Origin of the sequence: Pseudomonas putida (assembly GCF_002741075.1) — a bacterium.
Classification (GTDB): Bacteria; Pseudomonadota; Gammaproteobacteria; order Pseudomonadales; family Pseudomonadaceae; genus Aquipseudomonas; species Aquipseudomonas putida_T.
Genome location: NZ_CP016634.1, coordinates 5,552,534 through 5,569,789, shown reverse-complemented (window position 1 = coordinate 5,569,789; position 17,256 = coordinate 5,552,534). Strand labels below are relative to the sequence as shown.

The window sequence follows — 17,256 nt, the reverse complement described above, 5'->3', positions numbered from 1 at the left end:
GGCGGATGTCGGCCAGGGAAGGCCGGGTGATGACCTGAATCTGCTAGGTGCGCTGGCGGAGCTGTTATCATCGGCGGCATTTCTCCTGGATCGGGGCGTTCCATGTCCACTCGTGAAATCCGCATTGCCACCCGTAAAAGTGCCCTGGCCCTGTGGCAGGCCGAATATGTCAAAGCCCGACTGGAAGAGGCCCATCCCGGCCTGGTCGTGACCCTGGTGCCCATGGTCAGCCGTGGCGACAAGCTGCTCGACTCGCCGTTGTCGAAGATTGGCGGCAAGGGTCTGTTCGTCAAGGAGCTGGAAACCGCCCTGCTCGAGCACGAAGCCGACATCGCCGTGCATTCGATGAAGGACGTGCCCATGGACTTCCCTGAAGGCCTGGGCCTGTACTGCATCTGCGAGCGCGAAGACCCGCGCGATGCGTTCGTTTCCAATAATTTTGCCAGCCTCGATGCACTGCCGGCTGGCAGTATCGTCGGCACCTCCAGCCTGCGTCGCCAAGCCCAGTTGCTGGCACGCCGCCCGGACCTGCAGATCCGCTTCCTGCGCGGCAACGTCAACACTCGCCTGGCCAAGCTCGATGCCGGTGAGTACGACGCCATCATCCTCGCCGCGGCTGGCCTGATCCGCCTTGGTTTCGAGGACCGTATCAGTTCCACCATCAGTGTTGACGAGAGCCTGCCCGCCGGTGGCCAGGGCGCGGTGGGCATCGAATGCCGCAGCGCCGACCAAGCGATTCATGCCTTGCTGGCGCCGCTGCACCACGCCGACACCGCCGACCGGGTGTTGGCTGAGCGGGCGCTGAACAAGCGCCTGAACGGCGGCTGCCAAGTGCCAATCGCCTGCTACGCGGTGCTCGAAGGCGAGCAGCTGTGGCTGCGCGGCCTGGTGGGCCAGCCCAGCGGCGGTACCTTGCTGGTGGCCGAGGCCCGCGCCCCGCGCACCCAGGCCGAGGCACTGGGCGTGCAGGTCGCCGAAGACCTGCTCGGGCAGGGCGCCGAGGCCATCCTCAAGGAAGTCTATGGCGAGGCTGGCCACCCGTGAGCCCTTGGCGCCTGCTGCTGACCCGTCCTGAAGAGGAGTGCCAGGCGCTGGCGCAAAGCCTCGCGCAGGCCGGGATCGCCAGCAGCAGCCTGCCGTTGCTGGCCATCGAGCCGGTGGCGCTGCCAGCAGGGCAGCACCAGCTCCTGGCGGAGTTGCACCGTTACCAAGTGATCATTGTGGTCAGCAAGCCCGCCGCGCGTCTGCTGCTCGATCGTCTGGGCCAGGCTGGCCTGCAGCCGCCGCGACAAGGCTGGTTCACCGTGGGGGCGGCAACCGCGCAGGTGCTCCAGGCGCAGGGCTTGAAAGTAGACTTTTCGGCGCACGGCGATGACAGCGAGGCCTTGCTCGCGCTGCCGGTCCTGCGCGAGGCTATGGCCCGTGTCGCCACCCCCCGCGTTTTGATCGTGCGAGGCGTTGGAGGTCGCGAACTGCTGGCCGGGCGTCTTGGAGAGCAAGGTGCTAGTGTCGATTATCTGGAACTGTATCGACGCAACCTGCCGGTGTATCCGGCCGGCACCCTACTGCGCCGCGTCGAATCGGAACGCCTGAACGGCCTGGTGGTCAGCAGTGGGCAGGGGCTGGAGCACCTGTTGCGGCTGGCGGGTGCCGACTGGCCACGCCTGGCGCACCTGCCGTTGTTCGTGCCAAGCCCTCGGGTGGCGGAGCAGGCCAGGGCGTTGGGCGCCCAACAGATTGTGGATTGCCGTGGCGCCAGTGCCGCGGCCTTGATGGCAGCTGTGCAGCGAAGTGCTGCACCTGCCGACTAAGGCGCTAAGCTCAATGCGACGCGCCCCCATGCAAAGGATGGATACGTGAGCGAAACTGTCTTGTCCAATAACGAACAACCCACGGCGTCCGAGGCGCCGGAATCCACCTCCGTCACGCCTGCCAAGCGCTCTGGCAACGGCCTGGCATTGTTGGCCCTGCTGCTCGGTGCGGCTGGGGTCGCTGTCGGCGGGTGGGGAGTCTGGCAGGTCCGTCAGCTGCAAGGCAGCGAGCAAGGCCAGGGCCAGCACCTGCAGGCCCTGAACGAGCGCACCGAGACGTTGCAGCAACGCGAGCAGCAGATCAGCGCGCAACTGGCCACCCTGCCGGCGGCCAGCGAGCTCGAAGATCGCCGTCGCCTGGTGGCGCAACTGCAGGGCGACCAGCAACGCCTCAGCCAGCGCCTGGAAACCATACTGGGCGAGAGCCGCAAGGAGTGGCGCCTGGCCGAGGCTGAGCACCTGCTGCGCCTGGCGACCCTGCGCCTTTCTGCGCTACAGGACATCGCCAGCGCCAAGGCCTTGGTCGAGGGGGCGGACGAGATTCTTCGCGAACAAAGCGATCCAGGGGCCTTCGCTGCCCGCGAACAGCTGGCGCGTAGCCTCGCGACCCTCAACAGCACCGAGCAGCCGGACCGCACTGGCCTGTTCCTCAAGCTTGCTGCCCAGCGCGAGTTGGTCCAGCAGCTCAGCGCTCAATCGCCTGAATTCGAAACCAAGGCCGATGCCCTGGGCGCCCTGACCGCCGATGGCGATGGTGCCAGCCGGCTGTCCCAGTGGTGGGCGGAGATCTCCAAGTACTTCCAGATCGAGTTCAACGCCGACGACAACGTACGGCCGCTGCTATCCGGGCAATCGCTCAACCAGTTGCGCCTTGCGCTGAGCCTGACCATCGAGCAGGCACAGTGGGCAGCACTCAATGGCGAAGCCAAGGTCTATACCCAGGCCCTGGACGATGCCCGTAGCGTGCTGCTGGCCAATTTCAATGCCGACAACCCGCAGAGCAAGGCCATGCTCGCCAGCCTCAACGAACTGGCCGAGCAACCGGTCTCGGTGGTCACGCCTGACCTGTCCGAGAGCCTGGCCGCCGTGCAGGCGTACATCCAGCGTCGCCACCTGCCGGCCGAAGCCGAAGGGGGCAAGCCATGAAGCGTGTCTACCTGCTGGCGGTGCTGGCCATCGTGGTAGCCGCGGCACTGGGCATCGCGGTCGCCAAGCACAGCGGCTATGTGCTGGTCGCCTATGGTGGCTTCCGTTATCAGTCCGGGCTGTGGGCGGCATTGGCGGCGCTGGTCGCCATTGTCGTGGTGCTCTGGTTGGTGCGTTACCTGATCGGCCTGGTGCTGACGTCGAGCGGCGTGGTCAACCCGTGGTCGCGGCGCAATCGTAGCCGTCGTACCCGCATCGCCATCGAGCAAGGGCAGTTGGACCTGGCGGAGGGCCGCTGGGCCAGTGCCCAGCGTCATCTGCATCGCGCCGCCGAGGCTGAGCGCCAGCCGTTGCTCTACTACCTTGGCGCTGCCCGCGCCGCCAATGAATTGGGTCGTGCCGAAGACAGCGACAATCTGCTCGAGCGCGCCCTGGAGCGACAGCCTCAGGCCGAGCTGGCCATCGCCCTGACCCATGCGCAATTGCAGATGGACCGCGGCGACATCGGCGGTGCCCATGAAACCCTGCTGGCGATGCAGGAGCGTCACCCTCACAACAACCAGGTGCTGCGCTTGCTGTATCGCCTGCATGTGGAGCAAGGCGACTGGTCGGCCCTGATCCGCCTGCTGCCGGAGCTGCGCAAGGGCAAGGTGCTGCCAGCCAAGGAGCTCGCCGATCTGGAACAACGCGCCTGGGGTCAGAACCTTGGCCTGGCGGCGACCCGCGGGGAAGATGCCCAGGCTGCCCGCCAAGCCTTGGAGCGGGCCTGGCAACAGCTCACCGCCGCCCAACGCCAAGAAGCGCAATTGGTCTCGGCCTACGCCGAACAGCTGCGCCAGCTCGGAGCCCAGGGGGAAGCCGAACAGGTGCTGCGCACGGCGCTCAAGCGTCAATACGAAAGCCATCTGGCTCGTCTGTATGGTCTGGTGCGCGGCGATGATCCGGCCCGTCAGTTGCAAACCGCCGAAGGCTGGCTCAAGGATCATCCGCAGGATCCGAGCCTGCTGCTCACCCTGGGTCGCCTGAGCCTGCAGAACCGCTTGTGGGGCAAAGCGCGGGATTACCTCGAAAGCAGCCTGCGCATGGAGCGCAATCCGGAGGCCTGTGCGGAGCTTGCCCGCCTGCTGGCTGGGCTGGGTGAGACCGAGCGCAGCAACCAGTTGTTCCAGGAGGGCCTGGGCCTGCTGGATGAGCGCCTGTTGGCCTTGCCGTTGCCCGAGGGCGTGCGAGCCTGACCGAACCAGGTACCCACGCCGAGCCGTGGGTACCTGGCGCTGTAACTTCTCTTGTTAGGTTGACGGGATTTACGCTAGCGCTCTTCGGAAATCTCCTACTCAAAGTTGCAGACTTTCCTTTTTCAATCAGGGAGTTGTCTCTCCTGTAGCGCCTTGAAACAAAGCGCCTCTTTCCACTACCGTTCCGGGCTACTTCATTTGACCCGGGACCTACTCGCTCATGCTGCCGGCCCGCTTGCGCACCTTTTTTCTCATTGGCGGTTTCGCCTCGGCGGCGGTCCTGCTTGCCTCGTTCTGTCTTGAAAACACCCTTGGCCTGGTGCCTTGCTCCCTGTGCTTCAGTCAGCGCTTGCTGCTCGGGCTGTACGCAGGGGTGAGCGTATGCGCTGTGCTGCACTCGCCGGGCATGGTCGGCAAGCGCAACTACGCGGCGCTGGCATTGGGTTGCTCGGTGAGTGGAGCGCTGCTGGCATCCAGGCATGTCTGGCTACAAGGTGCGGGTCTTACAGCCGACGCCTGCCAGATGCCGTTCAGGTGGATGCTGGAGCAGTCGTGGGACCAAGCGTTGAGGATGCTGGTGCTGGGCGGCCCCGACTGCACCTCGCTGACCTGGAGCTTCATCGACCTGACCTTGCCCGAGTGGAGCCTGCTGGCGTTCCTGTCGCTATCGGCCCTCCCACTGAGCTGGTTGCTGGGCTACCGCATGCGCCAACTCGGCAAAGCTTGATCCACGGCAAATCGTCTCGGGATCGCACGACCAGCGGTGCCCTACCCGGGTATTAAACACTTGTATGAACTTTGTCCACTGCGTACCTTGAAGCCCAGCACGTGCGGGAATAATCTCGCAGCACGCATACCGAAAACACAACTGCTCGATGCCGTCCTGCTGATGTCACCTTTGTGCCGCGGTATTAGCGCACGAGGTGCAGCGGCATCTACCCAGAAGGGAAGAGATCGCCATGCTCGATAGTTGTCAGAACGCTCAGGAACGCTGGGGTGGGGTTCACAAGCTGATCGACCGTTGGCTCCAGGAGCGGGCGGAGCTGGTCCAGGCCTTCCGCGCCTTGCGTGACGCCAAACCGGCCTTCGCCGACAAGGACAAGAACCGCGATTTCTGCGCGGTGCTGGTCGACTATGTTTCGGCGTGGCATTTCGAAGTGAGCGAGCAACTGGTCACGGAAGCCAAGGCGTTCGGTGACGAAGGTGCCCTGCAGCTCGCCGAACAGATCAATCCACGGATCAACGACATCACCCAGATTGCATTGGCCTTCAATGACCATTGCGAAAAGGGCGAGTGCAAGGACCCCGAGCGGTTCTCCAAGAAACTGGGCGAGCTCGGCAGCCTACTGCATGAGCGCTTCGAGCTTGAGGACTGCCTGATCGAGGTGCTGCACAACGCGCACAAGGAAGAGGGCGCGGTGCAAGCCTGAGGGCAGGCGTCAGTCGGCCACCGCCAGCAGTTCGATTTCGAAGACCAGGGGGGTGTAGGGCGCAATCAGGTCGCCCGCACCTTCGGCTCCATAGGCTTGTGCCGATGGGATCACCAGCCGCCACTTCGCCCCGGCCTTCATGTGCGGCAATGCCACTCGCCAGCCTTCGATCACCGAGTCCAGGTTGAACCATTGGGGCTGCTGGTTTTGATCGAACACCGAGCCGTCTGGCAGCTTTCCTGTGTAGCGCACCTGTACCTTGCCACCGGCTTTGGGTGAGCTACCCGTGCCGTTTGCCAGCTCGGTGTAGAGAATGCCTTCGGGCAGCTCATGGACGCCGGTACGTGCGCGCTCGTTGGCCAGGAAGCGTTTTTCCGCGGCCAGGCTCTTGTCGACCTGGGCTTGTTCCGCGGCCGCACTGGCCTGTTCCTCGTGCTGCTGGAGGATGGCTTGCATGCGCGGCTTGTCGAGCTTGAGGGGCTGGCCTTGATAGGCCTGGCGCAGGCCTTCGACCAAGGCATCGAGCTCTAGGCCGGGCACTTCGTCACGCAGGCGCTCACCCAGGCTGGCGCCGAGGCTGTAGGCCAGGTCGTGCTTGGAGGGGGTCGCTTCAGGATTGGCCCAGGCCATAGGCGTTGCCAGACACAGGGCGAGAATAAGGTAACGAGGCACGGTCAACTCCCGCTGCGGTGAGCGCAAAGTATGCCAGCCTTGTGGGTCGAAGATGTGTAAATATCAGCAACACTTTATTGGGCAACTACACTTGCACCGAGCTGCAAGACTACAACTTTGCCCAGGCATGAAACGCGGCGCCAACAATACTGTCCACATGCCCTAGCGGCGGTAGCAGCAGAAGCATAGTATGAGCCGCAATCTCGTCAGCCAGGAGGTAAACCATGTCGGCCAAGAAGAAGCCAGTCAGTACGCCGTTGCACCTGCTCCAGCAACTTTCGGGTAGTCTGCTCGAACATTTGGAAGATGCCTGCTCGCAAGCGCTGGCGGATGCCGAGAAACTGCTGGCCAAGTTGGAAAAACAGCGTGGCAAAGCCCAGGAAAAACTGCACAACGCACGTCTGAAGTTGCAGGACGCCGCCAAGGCCGGTAAAGCCAAGGCTCAGAGCAAAGCGCAAAAAGTCTCTGGCGAACTTGAAGAGCTGCTTGATTCGCTCAAAGACCGTCAAACGCAGACCCGCACTTATATTCAGCAACTAAAACGCGATGCCCAGGAAAGCCTGAAACTGGCCCAGGGCGTGGGCAAAGTGCGCGAGGCCGCCAGCAAGGCGCTCGCTCAGCGCACGACCGCTGCCAAGACCCCGGCCAAGCCGGCTGCGACCAAGGCCGCTGCCCGTCCGGCTGCCAAGGCGACTGCAAAACCCGCCGCTAAACCCGCTGCTGCCAAGGCTGGCGCTGCCAGATCCGCTGCTAAGGCACCCGTGAAAGCGGCTGCCAAGCCTGCGGCCAAAGCGCCGGTCAAAGTCGCTGCCAAGCCTGCAGCCAAGGCCCCGGCCAAGGCCGCAGCCAAACCGACTGCTGCCCGTACTGCCGCAGCCAAACCGGCCGCAAAACCTGCTGCTGCCAAGGCCGCTGCCAAGCCGGCTGCGACCAAGACGGCCGCCGCCAAGCCTGCTGCCAAAGGCGCAGCGGCCAAGCCTGCAGCCGCCAAGCCTGCAGCCACCAAGCCCGCAGCCAAACAGGCCGCAGCCAAGGCCACTACCGCCAAGCCAGCGGCAACCAAGGCCACTGCTGCCAAGCCAGCTGCTCGCAAGGCCCCGGCCAAACCAACGGCTGCCAAGCCTGCCGTCAGCAAGCCTGCGCAAACCAAGCCCGCCGCACCGGTGACCAGCAGCCCAGCGCCAGCGACCAACTCGGCAGCGCCCGCCGCCGCATCGCCGGCCCCGGCCAGCACGCCGGCTCAGTCGGCTCCTTCGGCCTCCTGAAGCCCATCGGCCGCGACGCGCAGCTCTCGCAGCGCGTCGTGGTCGCGGGCTTGCTCGGGAACCAGCCACTGCAGCCAGTCACCTGGCGGGCCGTTCGAGTCCGCCGGCCAGCTCCCCGCACACGCCTGCAGGCGCGCCAGCACGGTGCGCTCGGCTTCCAGCTCCAATCCCTTGACCTGCTCACGTAGCGACGCCAGTCGCGCATCGCCTTGCGCCGCTTCGCGCCATTGTTGACGCAACACCCTCAGCGGAACCACGACCTGCTGCTGCCATGGGCCGGCAATGGCCCGTAGCGCGGCCGCGCGCGTGGCATCGGGTGCGACATGGCGGGCTTGCAGCCAGGTCCCGCAAAGCAGCAGACAGACATCAGCCCCCAGCCCTTGCAGCGCGAGGCAGGCCGCTTCGACCCCGGGCCGTCGATACAGGGCCAGGGCGTGGTTCCACAATTCGTTTTGCATGTTCGGACTCGCCAGTGGTCAAGGTGGCCTGTGTGCCCTGAAGGGAAGCTGATAGACTCCGCGACCATCATGATCAGACTATCGAATCTCACTTTACAGCGTGGTCCGCAGCGCTTGCTAGAAGGCGCCGAGATGACCCTGCACGCCGGTCACAAAGCCGGCCTGATCGGCGCCAACGGCGCCGGAAAATCCAGCCTGTTCGCCTTGCTGCGTGGTGAGCTGTCGCCCGATGCTGGCGATTGCCAACTGCCTGGCGACTGGCGCATCGCCCACATGCGTCAGGAGGTCGATACCCTCGATCGCCTGGCGGTGGACTATGTGCTCGACGGCGATGTGCGCCTGCGCAAGATCCAGGCTGACCTGGCCATTGCCGAGGCGGCCCACGACGGCACTGCCGTGGCGCGCCTGCACAGTGAGCTCGACAGCGCCGACGGCTATACCGCCGATGCCCGCGCGCGCAAGCTGCTGGCAGGTCTGGGCTTCACCACCGAGCAGATGGACCGGCGCGTTGGCGACTTCTCCGGCGGTTGGCGGATGCGCCTGAACCTGGCCCAGGCCCTGATGTGCCCGTCCGACCTCTTGCTGCTCGACGAGCCCACCAACCACTTGGACCTGGACGCGATCCTCTGGCTGGAAGATTGGCTCAAGGGCTATCCGGGCACGCTGCTGCTGATTTCCCACGACCGCGACTTCCTCGATGCCGTAGTCGACCACGTGCTGCATGTCGAGCAGCGCAAGCTCAACCTCTACAAAGGCGGCTACAGCGCCTTCGAACGCACCCGTGCCGAGCGTCTGGCGCAGCAGCAACAGGCCTATGAGAAGCAGCAGGCCCGCCGTGCGCACATGGAGAAGTACATCGCCCGTTTCCGCGCCCAGGCCACCAAGGCCCGTCAGGCGCAGAGCCGGATCAAGGCCCTGGAGCGCATGGAGGAGCTGTCCGCCGCCCATGTGGACTCGCCGTTCGACTTCGTCTTCCGCGAGTCGGAGAAAATTTCCAGCCCGCTGCTGGACCTTGCCGAAGGCCGTCTGGGCTATGGCGACAAAGCGATCCTGGAGAAGGTCAAGCTGCAACTGGCGCCCGGTGCGCGCATCGGTCTGCTGGGCCCCAACGGCGCCGGTAAGTCGACCCTGATCAAGAACCTCGCCGGTGAGCTCGAACCCATTGGCGGGCGCCTGGTGCGGGGTGAGAACCTGGCGGTGGGCTACTTCGCCCAGCACCAGCTCGACTCCCTGGACGACAAGGCCAGCCCCTTGCTGCACCTGCAGCGCATCGCACCGGCTGAGCGCGAACAAACCCTGCGCGATTTCCTCGGTGGGTTCGATTTCCATGGCAACCGTGTCGACGAGCCGGTGGTGAACTTCTCCGGCGGTGAAAAGGCGCGCCTGGCCCTGGCGTTGATTGCCTGGGAACGCCCGAATCTGCTGCTGCTCGACGAGCCGACCAACCACTTGGACCTGGAGATGCGCCTGGCACTGACCATGGCCCTGCAAGAGTTCAGTGGCGCGGTGGTGGTGGTTTCCCACGACCGTCACTTGCTCAAGAGCACCACCAACGACTTCCTGCTGGTGGCCGATGGCAAGGTCGAGGCCTTCGACGGTGATCTGGACGACTACAGCCGCTGGCTGATCGATTATCGCCAACGCAGTGCTCCGGTCAGCAACGCCCCGGCCAACCCGGACAAGACTGACAAGAAGGCCCAACGCCAGGCCGCCGCGGCCTTGCGCCAGCAATTGGCGCCTCACAAGCGCGCCGCCGAAAAGCTCGAAACCGAGCTGAACCAGGTGCATGGGCAACTGGCCGAGATCGAGACGGCATTGGGCGACGGCGGCCTGTACGAAGCGTCCCGCAAGGACGAACTGCGTGACCTGTTGGCCCGCCAGACCAAGCTCAAGCAGCGCGAGGGCGAGCTTGAAGAAGCCTGGATGGAAGCGCTGGAAACCCTCGAGGCCATGCAGGCCGAGCTGGAGGCGTTGTCCTGATGGAGCAGCTGCGTTCGCTGCTGCCAGGGCAATGGATGGACGCGTTCTGGCTCGGGCTGCAGATCCTGCTGATCCTGATCGCTGCGTTCATCCTGCAGCGTGTAATCGCGCGGGGGCTGAGTCGGCTGGGCAACCGCTACCCGCTGCCGGCAGAGCTGCTGGTACCGGTGCGCGGTGGTCTGCGCTGGCTGATCATGGGCAGTGCACTGTTGTTCGTGCTGGAGCGCATGGGCGTTTCGGCCACGGTGCTGTGGACGGCGCTGTCAGGCTTCGTCGCGGTGGCAGCAGTCGCGTTTTTCGCTATCTGGAGCGTGCTCTCCAACCTGCTGTGTGCGGTGCTGATTTTCACCGTTGGGCCGTTTCGCATCGGTGATGTGGTGGAGCTGGTGGACACCCTCGACAAGCCGGGGGTCAAAGGCCGGGTGATCGCCATCAACCTGCTCTACACGACCCTGATGGAAACGCCCGAGGCGGGCGGGGCGCTGGTGCAGGTGCCGAACAGTCAGTTCTTCCAGAAAGCGGTGCGCCGTTGGCGGGGGACCGAGGTGGTGGCCGTGTCCAAAGGCGAGTCGGTCGAGGCGGATTGAGCCGCTGACGGTGTTGATTTCTTCGCGGGTAAACCCGCTCCCACAAGGTTTACCGGTGCTCCAACAATGCCGATGTACCTGCGATTAGGCCCCAGGATGAGCTCGGTAGGAGCGGGTTTACCCGCGAAGCAGCCAGCGCCAGCCCTGAAATAAACCACAAAAAATCGCTGGTGATTTTTTCACCAACCCCTTAGCTTAACGTTTTGCAACAAATGTTCGAGCGAGGTGTGCGATGTCGATGGAAACCTGGTTGGCCTTCTTTGCCGCGTGCTGGGTGATCAGCCTGTCGCCGGGTGCCGGGGCCATCGCCTCGATGTCCAGCGGGCTGCAGTACGGGTTCTGGCGTGGGTACTGGAACGCCCTGGGCCTGCAACTGGGGCTGATCGTTCAGATCGCCGTCATCGCCGCTGGCGTGGGCGCCATTCTCGCCGCCTCGGCCACCGCCTTCCAGCTCATCAAATGGTTCGGTGTCGCCTACCTGGTGTACCTGGCGTACAAACAGTGGCGCGCCTTGCCCATGGACATGAGCGACCCCTCGGGCGTGCGGCCGATCGGCAAGCCGATGAGCCTGGTGTTCCGCGGCTTCCTGGTCAACGTCAGCAACCCCAAGGCGCTGGTGTTCATGCTTGCGGTGCTGCCGCAGTTCATCAACCCTCATGCCCCGCTGGTGCCTCAGTACCTGGCTATCACCGCCACCATGATCACCGTGGACATGCTGGTCATGGCAGGCTACACGGGCCTTGCGGCCCGCGTGCTGCGGCTGCTGCGCACGCCCAAGCAGCAAAAGCGCATGAACCGCACGTTTGCCGGCTTGTTCATCGGCGCGGCGGCGTTTCTGGCCACCCTGCGCCGTGCGCCGGTCTGAACCTTTCGCCGGCCCCACAGGCTCGTCGCTGAGCGTGTGGGCGCCTGCGGCAGAGGTCAACGCGGTTTATCGACCAACCCCTTGAGCAAGTCCACCGGCAGCGGGAACACGATGGTCGAGCTCCTGTCCCCGGCAATCGTCCCCAGAGTCTGCATGTAGCGCAGTTGCATCGCCCCCGGCTCCTTGCCCAGCATCTGCGCCGCCTGCATCAGTTTTTCCGAAGCCTGCAGCTCACCCTCGGCATGGATCACCTTGGCCCGCCGTTCGCGCTCGGCCTCGGCCTGGCGGGCGATGGCACGCACCATCGACTCGTTGAGGTCGACATGCTTGATCTCGACGTTGGCGACCTTGATGCCCCAGGCATCGGTCTGGGCGTCGAGCACTTGGCGGATGTCCGAGTTGAGCTGTTCGCGCTCGGCCAGCAGTTCGTCCAGCTCATGTTTGCCGAGCACCGCACGCAGCGTCGTCTGGGCCAGTTGGCTGGTGGCACCGAGAAAATCCTCGACCTGGATGATCGCCTTCTGCGGATCGAGCACACGAAAGTACAGCACGGCGTTGACCTTGACCGAGACGTTGTCGCGGGTGATCACGTCCTGGGGCGGTACGTCGAGTACCACGGTGCGCAGGTCCACCCGCACCATCTGCTGGATTCCCGGGATCAGAATGATCAAGCCCGGCCCTTTGACCTGCCAGAAGCGGCCCAGCTGGAACACCACGCCCCGCTCGTACTCGCGCAGGATACGCAGGGCCGACAGCAATAACAGGCCGACCACCGCCAGCAAGGCGCCAAAACCGAATTGAACGAACATCATCACTCTCCTTGCGCGGCGGGCGCGGTGGCACTGACCTCCAGCATCACGCCATGGCGGGCCGTCACGCGCACCTGTTGCCCAGGCTGCAACGGGGTCGCGCACTGGACTTGCCATTGTTCGCCCTGGGCCTGTACCGAGCCGCAGAACGGGTTGCCTGCCATCACCTGGGTCACCGTGACCAGACTGCCTACCAGCCCCGCGTCGCCGCTGACCAAGGCCCGTCGTCGGGCCTTCAGGGCCATGCCCAGCACCCCGCCGAGCAGCAGCGCCGAGACCGCCGCCAAGGCGACGATCAGCGCCAGGGGGATGCCGAAACCGGGCGCGTCGGTGTCTATGAGGATGACCGCACCGACCACGAACGCGACGATGCCGCCAAAACCGACCACACCGAAGCTCGGCAGGAATGCCTCGGCGATCATGAACGCCACGCCCAGCAGGATCAGCGCCATGCCTGCATAGCTCACCGGCAGCAACTGCATGGCGTACAAGGCCAGCAGCAGGCAGATGCCGCCGATCACCCCGCCAACCCCTGAGCCAGGGCTCATGAATTCGAATAACAGGCCGTAGATACCGATCATGATCAAGATCAGCGCCACGCTGGGGTTGGTGATCACCGCCAGCAGGCGGGTGCGCCAATCGGGCAGGTGCTCAATGATCACGGCGTCGGCCGTTTGCAACTGGCGCGGCTGGCCGGCGGCGACGAGGGTCTTGCCGTCGAGCTGGTTCAGCAGTTGTGGCAGGTCATTGGCCATCTGGTCGATGACGTTAAGGTGCAGCGCCTCGCTGGCCGACAGGCTCACGGCTTCGCGCACGGCCTTCTGCGCCCAGTCGGCGTTGCGCCCGCGCAGTTGAGCCAGGCCGCGGATGTAGGCCGCGGCATCGTTCACCTGCTTGCGCGCCAGAGGGTCGTCCGGTGAGGGTTTGTCGGCGTCGGGCTTGCCCGGTGGGGTCGCACCGATCTGCACTGGCGTCGCGGCACCCAGGTTGGTTCCTGGCGCCATGGCCGCCACGTGGCTTGCATAGAGGATATAGGTGCCGGCGCTGGCCGCCCGGGCGCCGCTGGGGGCGACGAAGCTGGCCACGGGCACGGGGCTTGCGAGAATCGCCTTGATGATCTGGCGCATGGCGCTGTCCAGCCCGCCGGGCGTGTCCAGGCGGATCACCACCAGTTGCGCGTTCTGCGCCTGCGCCTGTTCCAGGCCGCGTATCAGGTAATCGGCGCTGGCTGGGCCGATGGCGTCATCGATGTCCAGCAGCCAGACGCTGCTACCGGGCACCGCCAAGCCGCTCGGAACCATGCCGAGCACGAGCGTCAGCAGCAGCCAGCACCAGCCACGAGCGATCACCTGTCGTCACCTTGTCCGGGCCTGTCACTGAAGTTTAGTCGTGCTAGCCGGACCTCGGCCTAAACTTCCAGATGGGGGTAAACCGGAGGTGCATCATGCGTATGGCTAAAACCCTGCAGCAGCGCCTGGACAAGGCGAACTGCGACTACGACATCATTCCCCATCCTCACTCGGCCACGAGCCTGGAGTCGGCGCGCACGGCCGGCGTACCCGCCGAGCGGGTCGCCAAGTCGGTGATGCTCGATGACCGGCATGGCAACTACATCATGGCCGTGCTACCGGCCAACCGCCATCTGGACATGAGCAAAGTGCGCATGTCCGGCGCCTGGCAACTGACCCGTGAAAGCGGCCTGCCGAGCCTGTTCGGCGACTGCGAGCGCGGCGCCGTGCCGGCACTGGGCGATGCCTATGACATAAAAATGCTGCTCGACCCGAGCCTAACCCGCCAGGGCGATGTCTACCTGGAGGCGGGGGATCACGATCACCTGATCCACATGAGCATGGAGCAATACCTGAAGCTGGTTCCGCGTGCCGAAGTGCGCGAACTGTGCTGATGACCATCAACCCACTGCCGGGCTGGCGTCGTGGACGGCCGCCCGGCTCGAGGAGGCACCATGGAAGCACCGAACCATCCGTTCGCCGAACTGTTCAAGCAGTTGGGGCTGGCGGACGATGCCGAGAGCATCGACAAGTTCATCACCACCCATTCACCGCTCAAGAACGAGATCAAGCTGGTGGATGCGCCGTTCTGGAGCGAGGCCCAGCGGGCCTTTCTCAAAGAGAGCGTGATAGAGGACGCCGATTGGGCCGTGCCGTTCGATCAACTCAACGAGGCCTTGCGCCGCCCCCGCAAATAAAGCGCCGAGTGGCACCTGATGGGTGAATTGGCCGTTGCTATGCTCAGGTAAAACAACAGGGGATAGCGCGATGAAAGATCCCTACGCATCAGGTTTCTGGTGCTCCGTGACGATCCTGGGCACGCTGACGGCCGGTTATTTCTACGGCATCCGTCATGTCCACTCCATGGACCATGCGCTGCAGTTCATGTATGCCGCAGCCGCCATCACGGCGGCGGTGGCGCTCTGCGCGCTGGCCTGGATCGCCTGGCAGCAGTTGCGCCTGAACAAGCGCGAGGTGATCCAGGGTCATACGCTGGTGACCATCTGGAACACCAAGGTCGCCTTGCGTCGGGTAGAGACGGTATTTGATCGCTATTTCTGGGGAAGCTACTGGCATTCCGGGCGGACCTTCGAGGAGGTCATGGGTGAGCTCAAGGGCACGCCACTGGAGCAGAGCCTGGACGCGCTAAAGCGTCAGTGCCGGGAGCTGGACCGCGAGATCCGTGACCATCAACACCGCTGGCTGGCCAACGCCCGTGACCTTTCCAGCGTGGCCACGGCCATGGCTCGCGAGCGCTATCAGCTGGACCTGTGCGACCCCCAGGGCCGCGATGGCGGCAACACTGCGGTGCTCAATCGCGACCTTGAGGTGCTGGTGTACACCTGGTCAGCGCGCCTGCGCAGCTTCGACCACCAGTTGGATGAGCTGGAGCGCGCTTACCACTAGGTGCATGGGGCCGCTGCGCGGCCAATTCGCGGGTGAAGCCGCTTGTATGGTGATACTCGAAGGGGTGGTGGGACGAACAAACCGATTCTGACTGTTAGGCGCAGTACAGACCGTGGGAGACATCGCCCCACCCCTTCACCAAAGCGCCGATAAAGAATGCATCGTTTGCAAACGACGATAGAAGCAAGCCAGCGCCTCTTGGTGAAACCCCTCCGAGTTCAAAAACCATACCGTGGGAGTTCAGGCGATGGCAATGCGAGTAGACAATTTCATCATCGGCATCGATGTCGCCAAGGCTGAGCTGGTCTGTTATTACGAAGACTCCGCCCAACAGCAGACCGTTAGAAACACCAAGCCTGAAATCCAAAAGTGGCTGGCACTTCAGCCGGCCAATACCGCTATCTGCGTTGAAGCTACCAATGTTTACCATCTGGACCTGGTTGAGATGGCATACGAAAAGGGCTTCGCCGTCTATGTCGTCGACGGGTTTCAACTCAGCAACTACCGCAAGGGCGTTGGCGGACGCGTTAAAACCGATGCGTCCGATGCCTGCCTGCTGGCTCGCTTCCTGGATCGCGAGGGCAGTGCTCTTCGTCCTTGGTCGCCCCCTCCAGCTGTCTACGGCAAGCTCCAGAGCCTGCTCCGGCGCAGAGCAGCGCTGGTTTCGGCGCGGACAAGCCTGACCCAGAGCTGGGGCAACGAAATGTCGCTCAAAGAGGCGTTCAACAGCTTTGCCAAGCACTTCGAGTCGCTTGATCTTCTGATCCAGAAACGCCTGAAGGTCTTGGTAAAAGAGGCTGGCCTAGCCGAACAAGTCGCCCGCTGTCAGAAAGTTGAAGGGATTGGCTTCCTGACCGCTGTTGCCCTCGTCACCGCATTTATTCGGGGCGAATTCAAGAACAGTGATTCATACATCGCTTTTCTAGGCATGGACCTGAAAGTTGCAGATTCCGGCCAAAAGGCCGGACGTCGACGGTTGACCAAGCGGGGTTGTTCAGAGATCCGTCGATTACTGCATAACGCCGCCATGGCGGCCAGTAGGTCTGCGGCCTGGAAAGACGTCTACGAGCACTATCGCCGGGCAGGTAAGGCAACGACTCAGGCCCTGGTTATCTTGTCACGCAAGCTCGCCAGAGTTGCATTCGCCTTGATGAAGACCCAAGGCGAATACGTCAGCAAAGGGGCAAAAAAGCTTTGCCCTCAACCATAGAATCTCCCACAGGGATTGCGCAGGTCTTGAGCGCGGCGCAATCCTGGTGGGCGTTGGCGAAGCCTGCGATGGACCGGGTATCAATCTCCGCGGATGTACTGCTCCAGCTGCGCGATCAGGTTGGCCTGTTCGGCAATGGTTTCTTTTACCAGGTCACCGATCGACAGCAGGCCGAGCAGTTCGCCGTTGCTGACCACCGGCAGGTGGCGAAGATGGCGGTTGGTCATCAGGTTCATGCAGTACTCCAGGTTCTGCTTGGGCTCGACCGTGACGACCGGCGCACTCATGATCTCGCGCACCGGCGTTGCCGCCGAAGAGCGCCCCTTGAGCACCAGCTTGCGGGCGTAGTCGCGTTCGCTGACGATGCCCACCACCTGGTTGTCCTCGACCACTGGCAGGGCGCCGATGTTTTTTTCCGCCAGCAGCTTCAGGGCGTCGAGCACCGAGTCGTCAGGGCCGATGGTGTAGACGGTCTGAGGTTGGGACTTGGTCTTGAGCAGTTGTTCGACGTTTTTCATACAGGCCTCTGCTGGGTGGACAAACCGATGTGTCGGTGTAAATAAAGCATCCGGCACGCCAGCCTGCACGACAATGCAGGAAGCGGCATCGAGCCGATTGAAAAACGTCATGGGTGTCAGGAACAGCCTCCCGCGCTCACCTCCTGGCTGGCCTGCTTGAGCGCCTCGGCCACTGCAGCGGCGTCATTGGCGGTGTAGACGCGCCCGCCGGTGTTGCTGGCCGCGCAGTGGCCACAACCCTCGAAGGTCACCAGACGCATGGCCACCCCATCGTCCAGGTTATCGATCACCGAGGTCAGCGAGGTTTTCGCCAGGTCCATGCGGGTGTCGCGTAGTACCCGTTGCATGGCGCGTC

Annotated in this window: 20 protein-coding genes; 14 read left to right on the top strand and 6 right to left on the bottom strand. The window is 63.9% G+C overall.

What is annotated here, in order from left to right; all coding sequences use genetic code 11:
- Positions 1–102 precede the first annotated feature (102 nt).
- The 6 genes from hemC to IEC33019_RS26100 all read left to right on the top strand — a co-directional run bounded on the left by hemC (position 103) and on the right by IEC33019_RS26100 (position 5,622).
- On the top strand, positions 103–1,044 hold the full coding sequence (gene hemC, locus IEC33019_RS26120; protein ID WP_070093888.1) for a hydroxymethylbilane synthase: 942 nt from the start codon (positions 103–105) through the stop codon (positions 1,042–1,044).
- Complete coding sequence (locus IEC33019_RS27930) at positions 1,041–1,811, top strand: uroporphyrinogen-III synthase (RefSeq protein WP_070093889.1); 771 nt, start codon at positions 1,041–1,043, stop codon at positions 1,809–1,811. The genes hemC and IEC33019_RS27930 overlap by 4 nt, the downstream gene beginning before the upstream one ends.
- 45 nt (positions 1,812–1,856) lie before the next feature.
- Positions 1,857–2,957, top strand: a complete 1,101-nt coding sequence (locus IEC33019_RS27925; RefSeq protein ID WP_070093890.1) for a uroporphyrinogen-III C-methyltransferase — start codon at positions 1,857–1,859, stop codon at positions 2,955–2,957.
- A complete protein-coding gene (locus IEC33019_RS26110; protein ID WP_070093891.1) occupies positions 2,954–4,192 on the top strand; it encodes a heme biosynthesis HemY N-terminal domain-containing protein in 1,239 nt (412 codons plus the stop codon). The genes IEC33019_RS27925 and IEC33019_RS26110 overlap by 4 nt, the downstream gene beginning before the upstream one ends.
- A 220-nt stretch (positions 4,193–4,412) precedes the next feature.
- Entirely contained in the window at positions 4,413–4,919 is a 507-nt protein-coding gene (locus tag IEC33019_RS26105) for a disulfide bond formation protein B (RefSeq protein ID WP_070093892.1), read from the top strand.
- A gap of 232 nt (positions 4,920–5,151) precedes the next feature.
- Positions 5,152–5,622 (top strand): Rsd/AlgQ family anti-sigma factor, encoded by a 471-nt coding sequence (locus IEC33019_RS26100; RefSeq protein ID WP_043213381.1) that lies wholly within the window; start codon positions 5,152–5,154, stop codon positions 5,620–5,622.
- A gap of 9 nt (positions 5,623–5,631) precedes the next feature.
- On the opposite strand, the gene IEC33019_RS26095 is transcribed toward IEC33019_RS26100, so the two are convergent.
- On the bottom strand, positions 5,632–6,294 hold the full coding sequence (locus tag IEC33019_RS26095) for an FKBP-type peptidyl-prolyl cis-trans isomerase (RefSeq protein WP_070093893.1): 663 nt from the start codon (positions 6,292–6,294) through the stop codon (positions 5,632–5,634).
- A 224-nt stretch (positions 6,295–6,518) separates the two neighbouring features.
- Here IEC33019_RS26095 and IEC33019_RS26090 point away from each other — a divergent pair, with 224 nt between their 5' ends.
- Positions 6,519–7,559 carry an AlgP family protein gene (locus IEC33019_RS26090; protein WP_070093894.1) on the top strand — a complete coding sequence of 347 codons (1,041 nt, stop codon included), beginning with the start codon at positions 6,519–6,521 and terminating at the stop codon, positions 7,557–7,559.
- On the opposite strand, the gene IEC33019_RS26085 is transcribed toward IEC33019_RS26090, so the two are convergent.
- A complete protein-coding gene (locus IEC33019_RS26085; protein WP_070093895.1) occupies positions 7,535–8,017 on the bottom strand; it encodes a TIGR02444 family protein in 483 nt (160 codons plus the stop codon). The genes IEC33019_RS26090 and IEC33019_RS26085 overlap by 25 nt on opposite strands.
- A 69-nt stretch (positions 8,018–8,086) precedes the next feature.
- On the opposite strand from IEC33019_RS26085, the gene abc-f reads away from it, so the two are divergent.
- The 3 genes from abc-f to IEC33019_RS26070 all read left to right on the top strand — a co-directional run bounded on the left by abc-f (position 8,087) and on the right by IEC33019_RS26070 (position 11,449).
- Positions 8,087–9,997: a ribosomal protection-like ABC-F family protein gene (gene abc-f, locus IEC33019_RS26080; RefSeq protein ID WP_070093896.1), complete on the top strand. Its 1,911-nt coding sequence runs from the start codon at positions 8,087–8,089 to the stop codon at positions 9,995–9,997.
- The gene (locus IEC33019_RS26075) at positions 9,997–10,584 is read left to right on the top strand and encodes a mechanosensitive ion channel family protein (protein ID WP_070093897.1); all 588 of its coding nucleotides are present in this window, start codon (positions 9,997–9,999) and stop codon (positions 10,582–10,584) included. Before abc-f ends, IEC33019_RS26075 begins: the two co-directional genes overlap by 1 nt.
- A 232-nt stretch (positions 10,585–10,816) precedes the next feature.
- Positions 10,817–11,449, top strand: coding sequence for a LysE family transporter (locus IEC33019_RS26070; RefSeq protein ID WP_070094715.1), 633 nt, complete (start codon positions 10,817–10,819; stop codon positions 11,447–11,449).
- A 56-nt stretch (positions 11,450–11,505) separates the two neighbouring features.
- Here IEC33019_RS26070 and IEC33019_RS26065 read toward each other — a convergent pair whose 3' ends face one another.
- Both IEC33019_RS26065 and IEC33019_RS26060 read right to left on the bottom strand, forming a co-directional pair.
- A complete protein-coding gene (locus IEC33019_RS26065; protein ID WP_070094714.1) occupies positions 11,506–12,258 on the bottom strand; it encodes a slipin family protein in 753 nt (250 codons plus the stop codon).
- Positions 12,259–12,260: 2 nt separating this feature from the next.
- Complete coding sequence (locus tag IEC33019_RS26060; RefSeq protein ID WP_070094713.1) at positions 12,261–13,607, bottom strand: NfeD family protein; 1,347 nt, start codon at positions 13,605–13,607, stop codon at positions 12,261–12,263.
- 95 nt (positions 13,608–13,702) lie between these two features.
- Between IEC33019_RS26060 and IEC33019_RS26055 the strand changes: the two genes are divergently transcribed.
- From IEC33019_RS26055 to IEC33019_RS26040, 4 genes are all read left to right on the top strand, one after another.
- Entirely contained in the window at positions 13,703–14,161 is a 459-nt protein-coding gene (locus IEC33019_RS26055; protein ID WP_043208200.1) for an aminoacyl-tRNA deacylase, read from the top strand.
- 60 nt (positions 14,162–14,221) lie between these two features.
- Positions 14,222–14,464 carry a DUF2789 domain-containing protein gene (locus IEC33019_RS26050; protein WP_070094712.1) on the top strand — a complete coding sequence of 81 codons (243 nt, stop codon included), beginning with the start codon at positions 14,222–14,224 and terminating at the stop codon, positions 14,462–14,464.
- A gap of 70 nt (positions 14,465–14,534) precedes the next feature.
- On the top strand, positions 14,535–15,173 hold the full coding sequence (locus IEC33019_RS26045; RefSeq protein WP_070094711.1) for an NADH:ubiquinone oxidoreductase subunit N: 639 nt from the start codon (positions 14,535–14,537) through the stop codon (positions 15,171–15,173).
- Positions 15,174–15,420: 247 nt separating this feature from the next.
- On the top strand, positions 15,421–16,383 hold the full coding sequence (locus tag IEC33019_RS26040; protein ID WP_099593050.1) for an IS110 family transposase: 963 nt from the start codon (positions 15,421–15,423) through the stop codon (positions 16,381–16,383).
- Between the two features lie 80 nt (positions 16,384–16,463).
- On the opposite strand, the gene IEC33019_RS26035 is transcribed toward IEC33019_RS26040, so the two are convergent.
- Both IEC33019_RS26035 and IEC33019_RS26030 read right to left on the bottom strand, forming a co-directional pair.
- Positions 16,464–16,901: a CBS domain-containing protein gene (locus IEC33019_RS26035; protein ID WP_070090854.1), complete on the bottom strand. Its 438-nt coding sequence runs from the start codon at positions 16,899–16,901 to the stop codon at positions 16,464–16,466.
- A 116-nt stretch (positions 16,902–17,017) separates the two neighbouring features.
- The gene (locus IEC33019_RS26030) at positions 17,018–17,248 is read right to left on the bottom strand and encodes a hypothetical protein (RefSeq protein ID WP_070090853.1); all 231 of its coding nucleotides are present in this window, start codon (positions 17,246–17,248) and stop codon (positions 17,018–17,020) included.
- Positions 17,249–17,256: the final 8 nt, after the last annotated feature.

What these genes read in the sequence shown, in the direction of transcription:
- hemC (WP_070093888.1), top strand. Translation starts at nt 103, where the DNA reads ATGTCCACTCGTGAAATCCGCATTGCCACCCGTAAAAGTGCCCTGGCC.
- IEC33019_RS26110 (WP_070093891.1), top strand. Translation starts at nt 2,954, where the DNA reads ATGAAGCGTGTCTACCTGCTGGCGGTGCTGGCCATCGTGGTAGCCGCG.
- IEC33019_RS26105 (WP_070093892.1), top strand. Translation starts at nt 4,413, where the DNA reads ATGCTGCCGGCCCGCTTGCGCACCTTTTTTCTCATTGGCGGTTTCGCC.
- IEC33019_RS26100 (WP_043213381.1), top strand. Translation starts at nt 5,152, where the DNA reads ATGCTCGATAGTTGTCAGAACGCTCAGGAACGCTGGGGTGGGGTTCAC.
- IEC33019_RS26090 (WP_070093894.1), top strand. Translation starts at nt 6,519, where the DNA reads ATGTCGGCCAAGAAGAAGCCAGTCAGTACGCCGTTGCACCTGCTCCAG.
- IEC33019_RS26085 (WP_070093895.1), bottom strand. Translation starts at nt 8,017, where the DNA reads ATGCAAAACGAATTGTGGAACCACGCCCTGGCCCTGTATCGACGGCCC.
- abc-f (WP_070093896.1), top strand. Translation starts at nt 8,087, where the DNA reads ATGATCAGACTATCGAATCTCACTTTACAGCGTGGTCCGCAGCGCTTG.
- IEC33019_RS26075 (WP_070093897.1), top strand. Translation starts at nt 9,997, where the DNA reads ATGGAGCAGCTGCGTTCGCTGCTGCCAGGGCAATGGATGGACGCGTTC.
- IEC33019_RS26070 (WP_070094715.1), top strand. Translation starts at nt 10,817, where the DNA reads ATGTCGATGGAAACCTGGTTGGCCTTCTTTGCCGCGTGCTGGGTGATC.
- IEC33019_RS26065 (WP_070094714.1), bottom strand. Translation starts at nt 12,258, where the DNA reads ATGTTCGTTCAATTCGGTTTTGGCGCCTTGCTGGCGGTGGTCGGCCTG.
- IEC33019_RS26055 (WP_043208200.1), top strand. Translation starts at nt 13,703, where the DNA reads ATGCGTATGGCTAAAACCCTGCAGCAGCGCCTGGACAAGGCGAACTGC.
- IEC33019_RS26050 (WP_070094712.1), top strand. Translation starts at nt 14,222, where the DNA reads ATGGAAGCACCGAACCATCCGTTCGCCGAACTGTTCAAGCAGTTGGGG.
- IEC33019_RS26045 (WP_070094711.1), top strand. Translation starts at nt 14,535, where the DNA reads ATGAAAGATCCCTACGCATCAGGTTTCTGGTGCTCCGTGACGATCCTG.
- IEC33019_RS26040 (WP_099593050.1), top strand. Translation starts at nt 15,421, where the DNA reads ATGGCAATGCGAGTAGACAATTTCATCATCGGCATCGATGTCGCCAAG.
- IEC33019_RS26035 (WP_070090854.1), bottom strand. Translation starts at nt 16,901, where the DNA reads ATGAAAAACGTCGAACAACTGCTCAAGACCAAGTCCCAACCTCAGACC.
- IEC33019_RS26030 (WP_070090853.1), bottom strand. Translation starts at nt 17,248, where the DNA reads ATGCAACGGGTACTACGCGACACCCGCATGGACCTGGCGAAAACCTCG.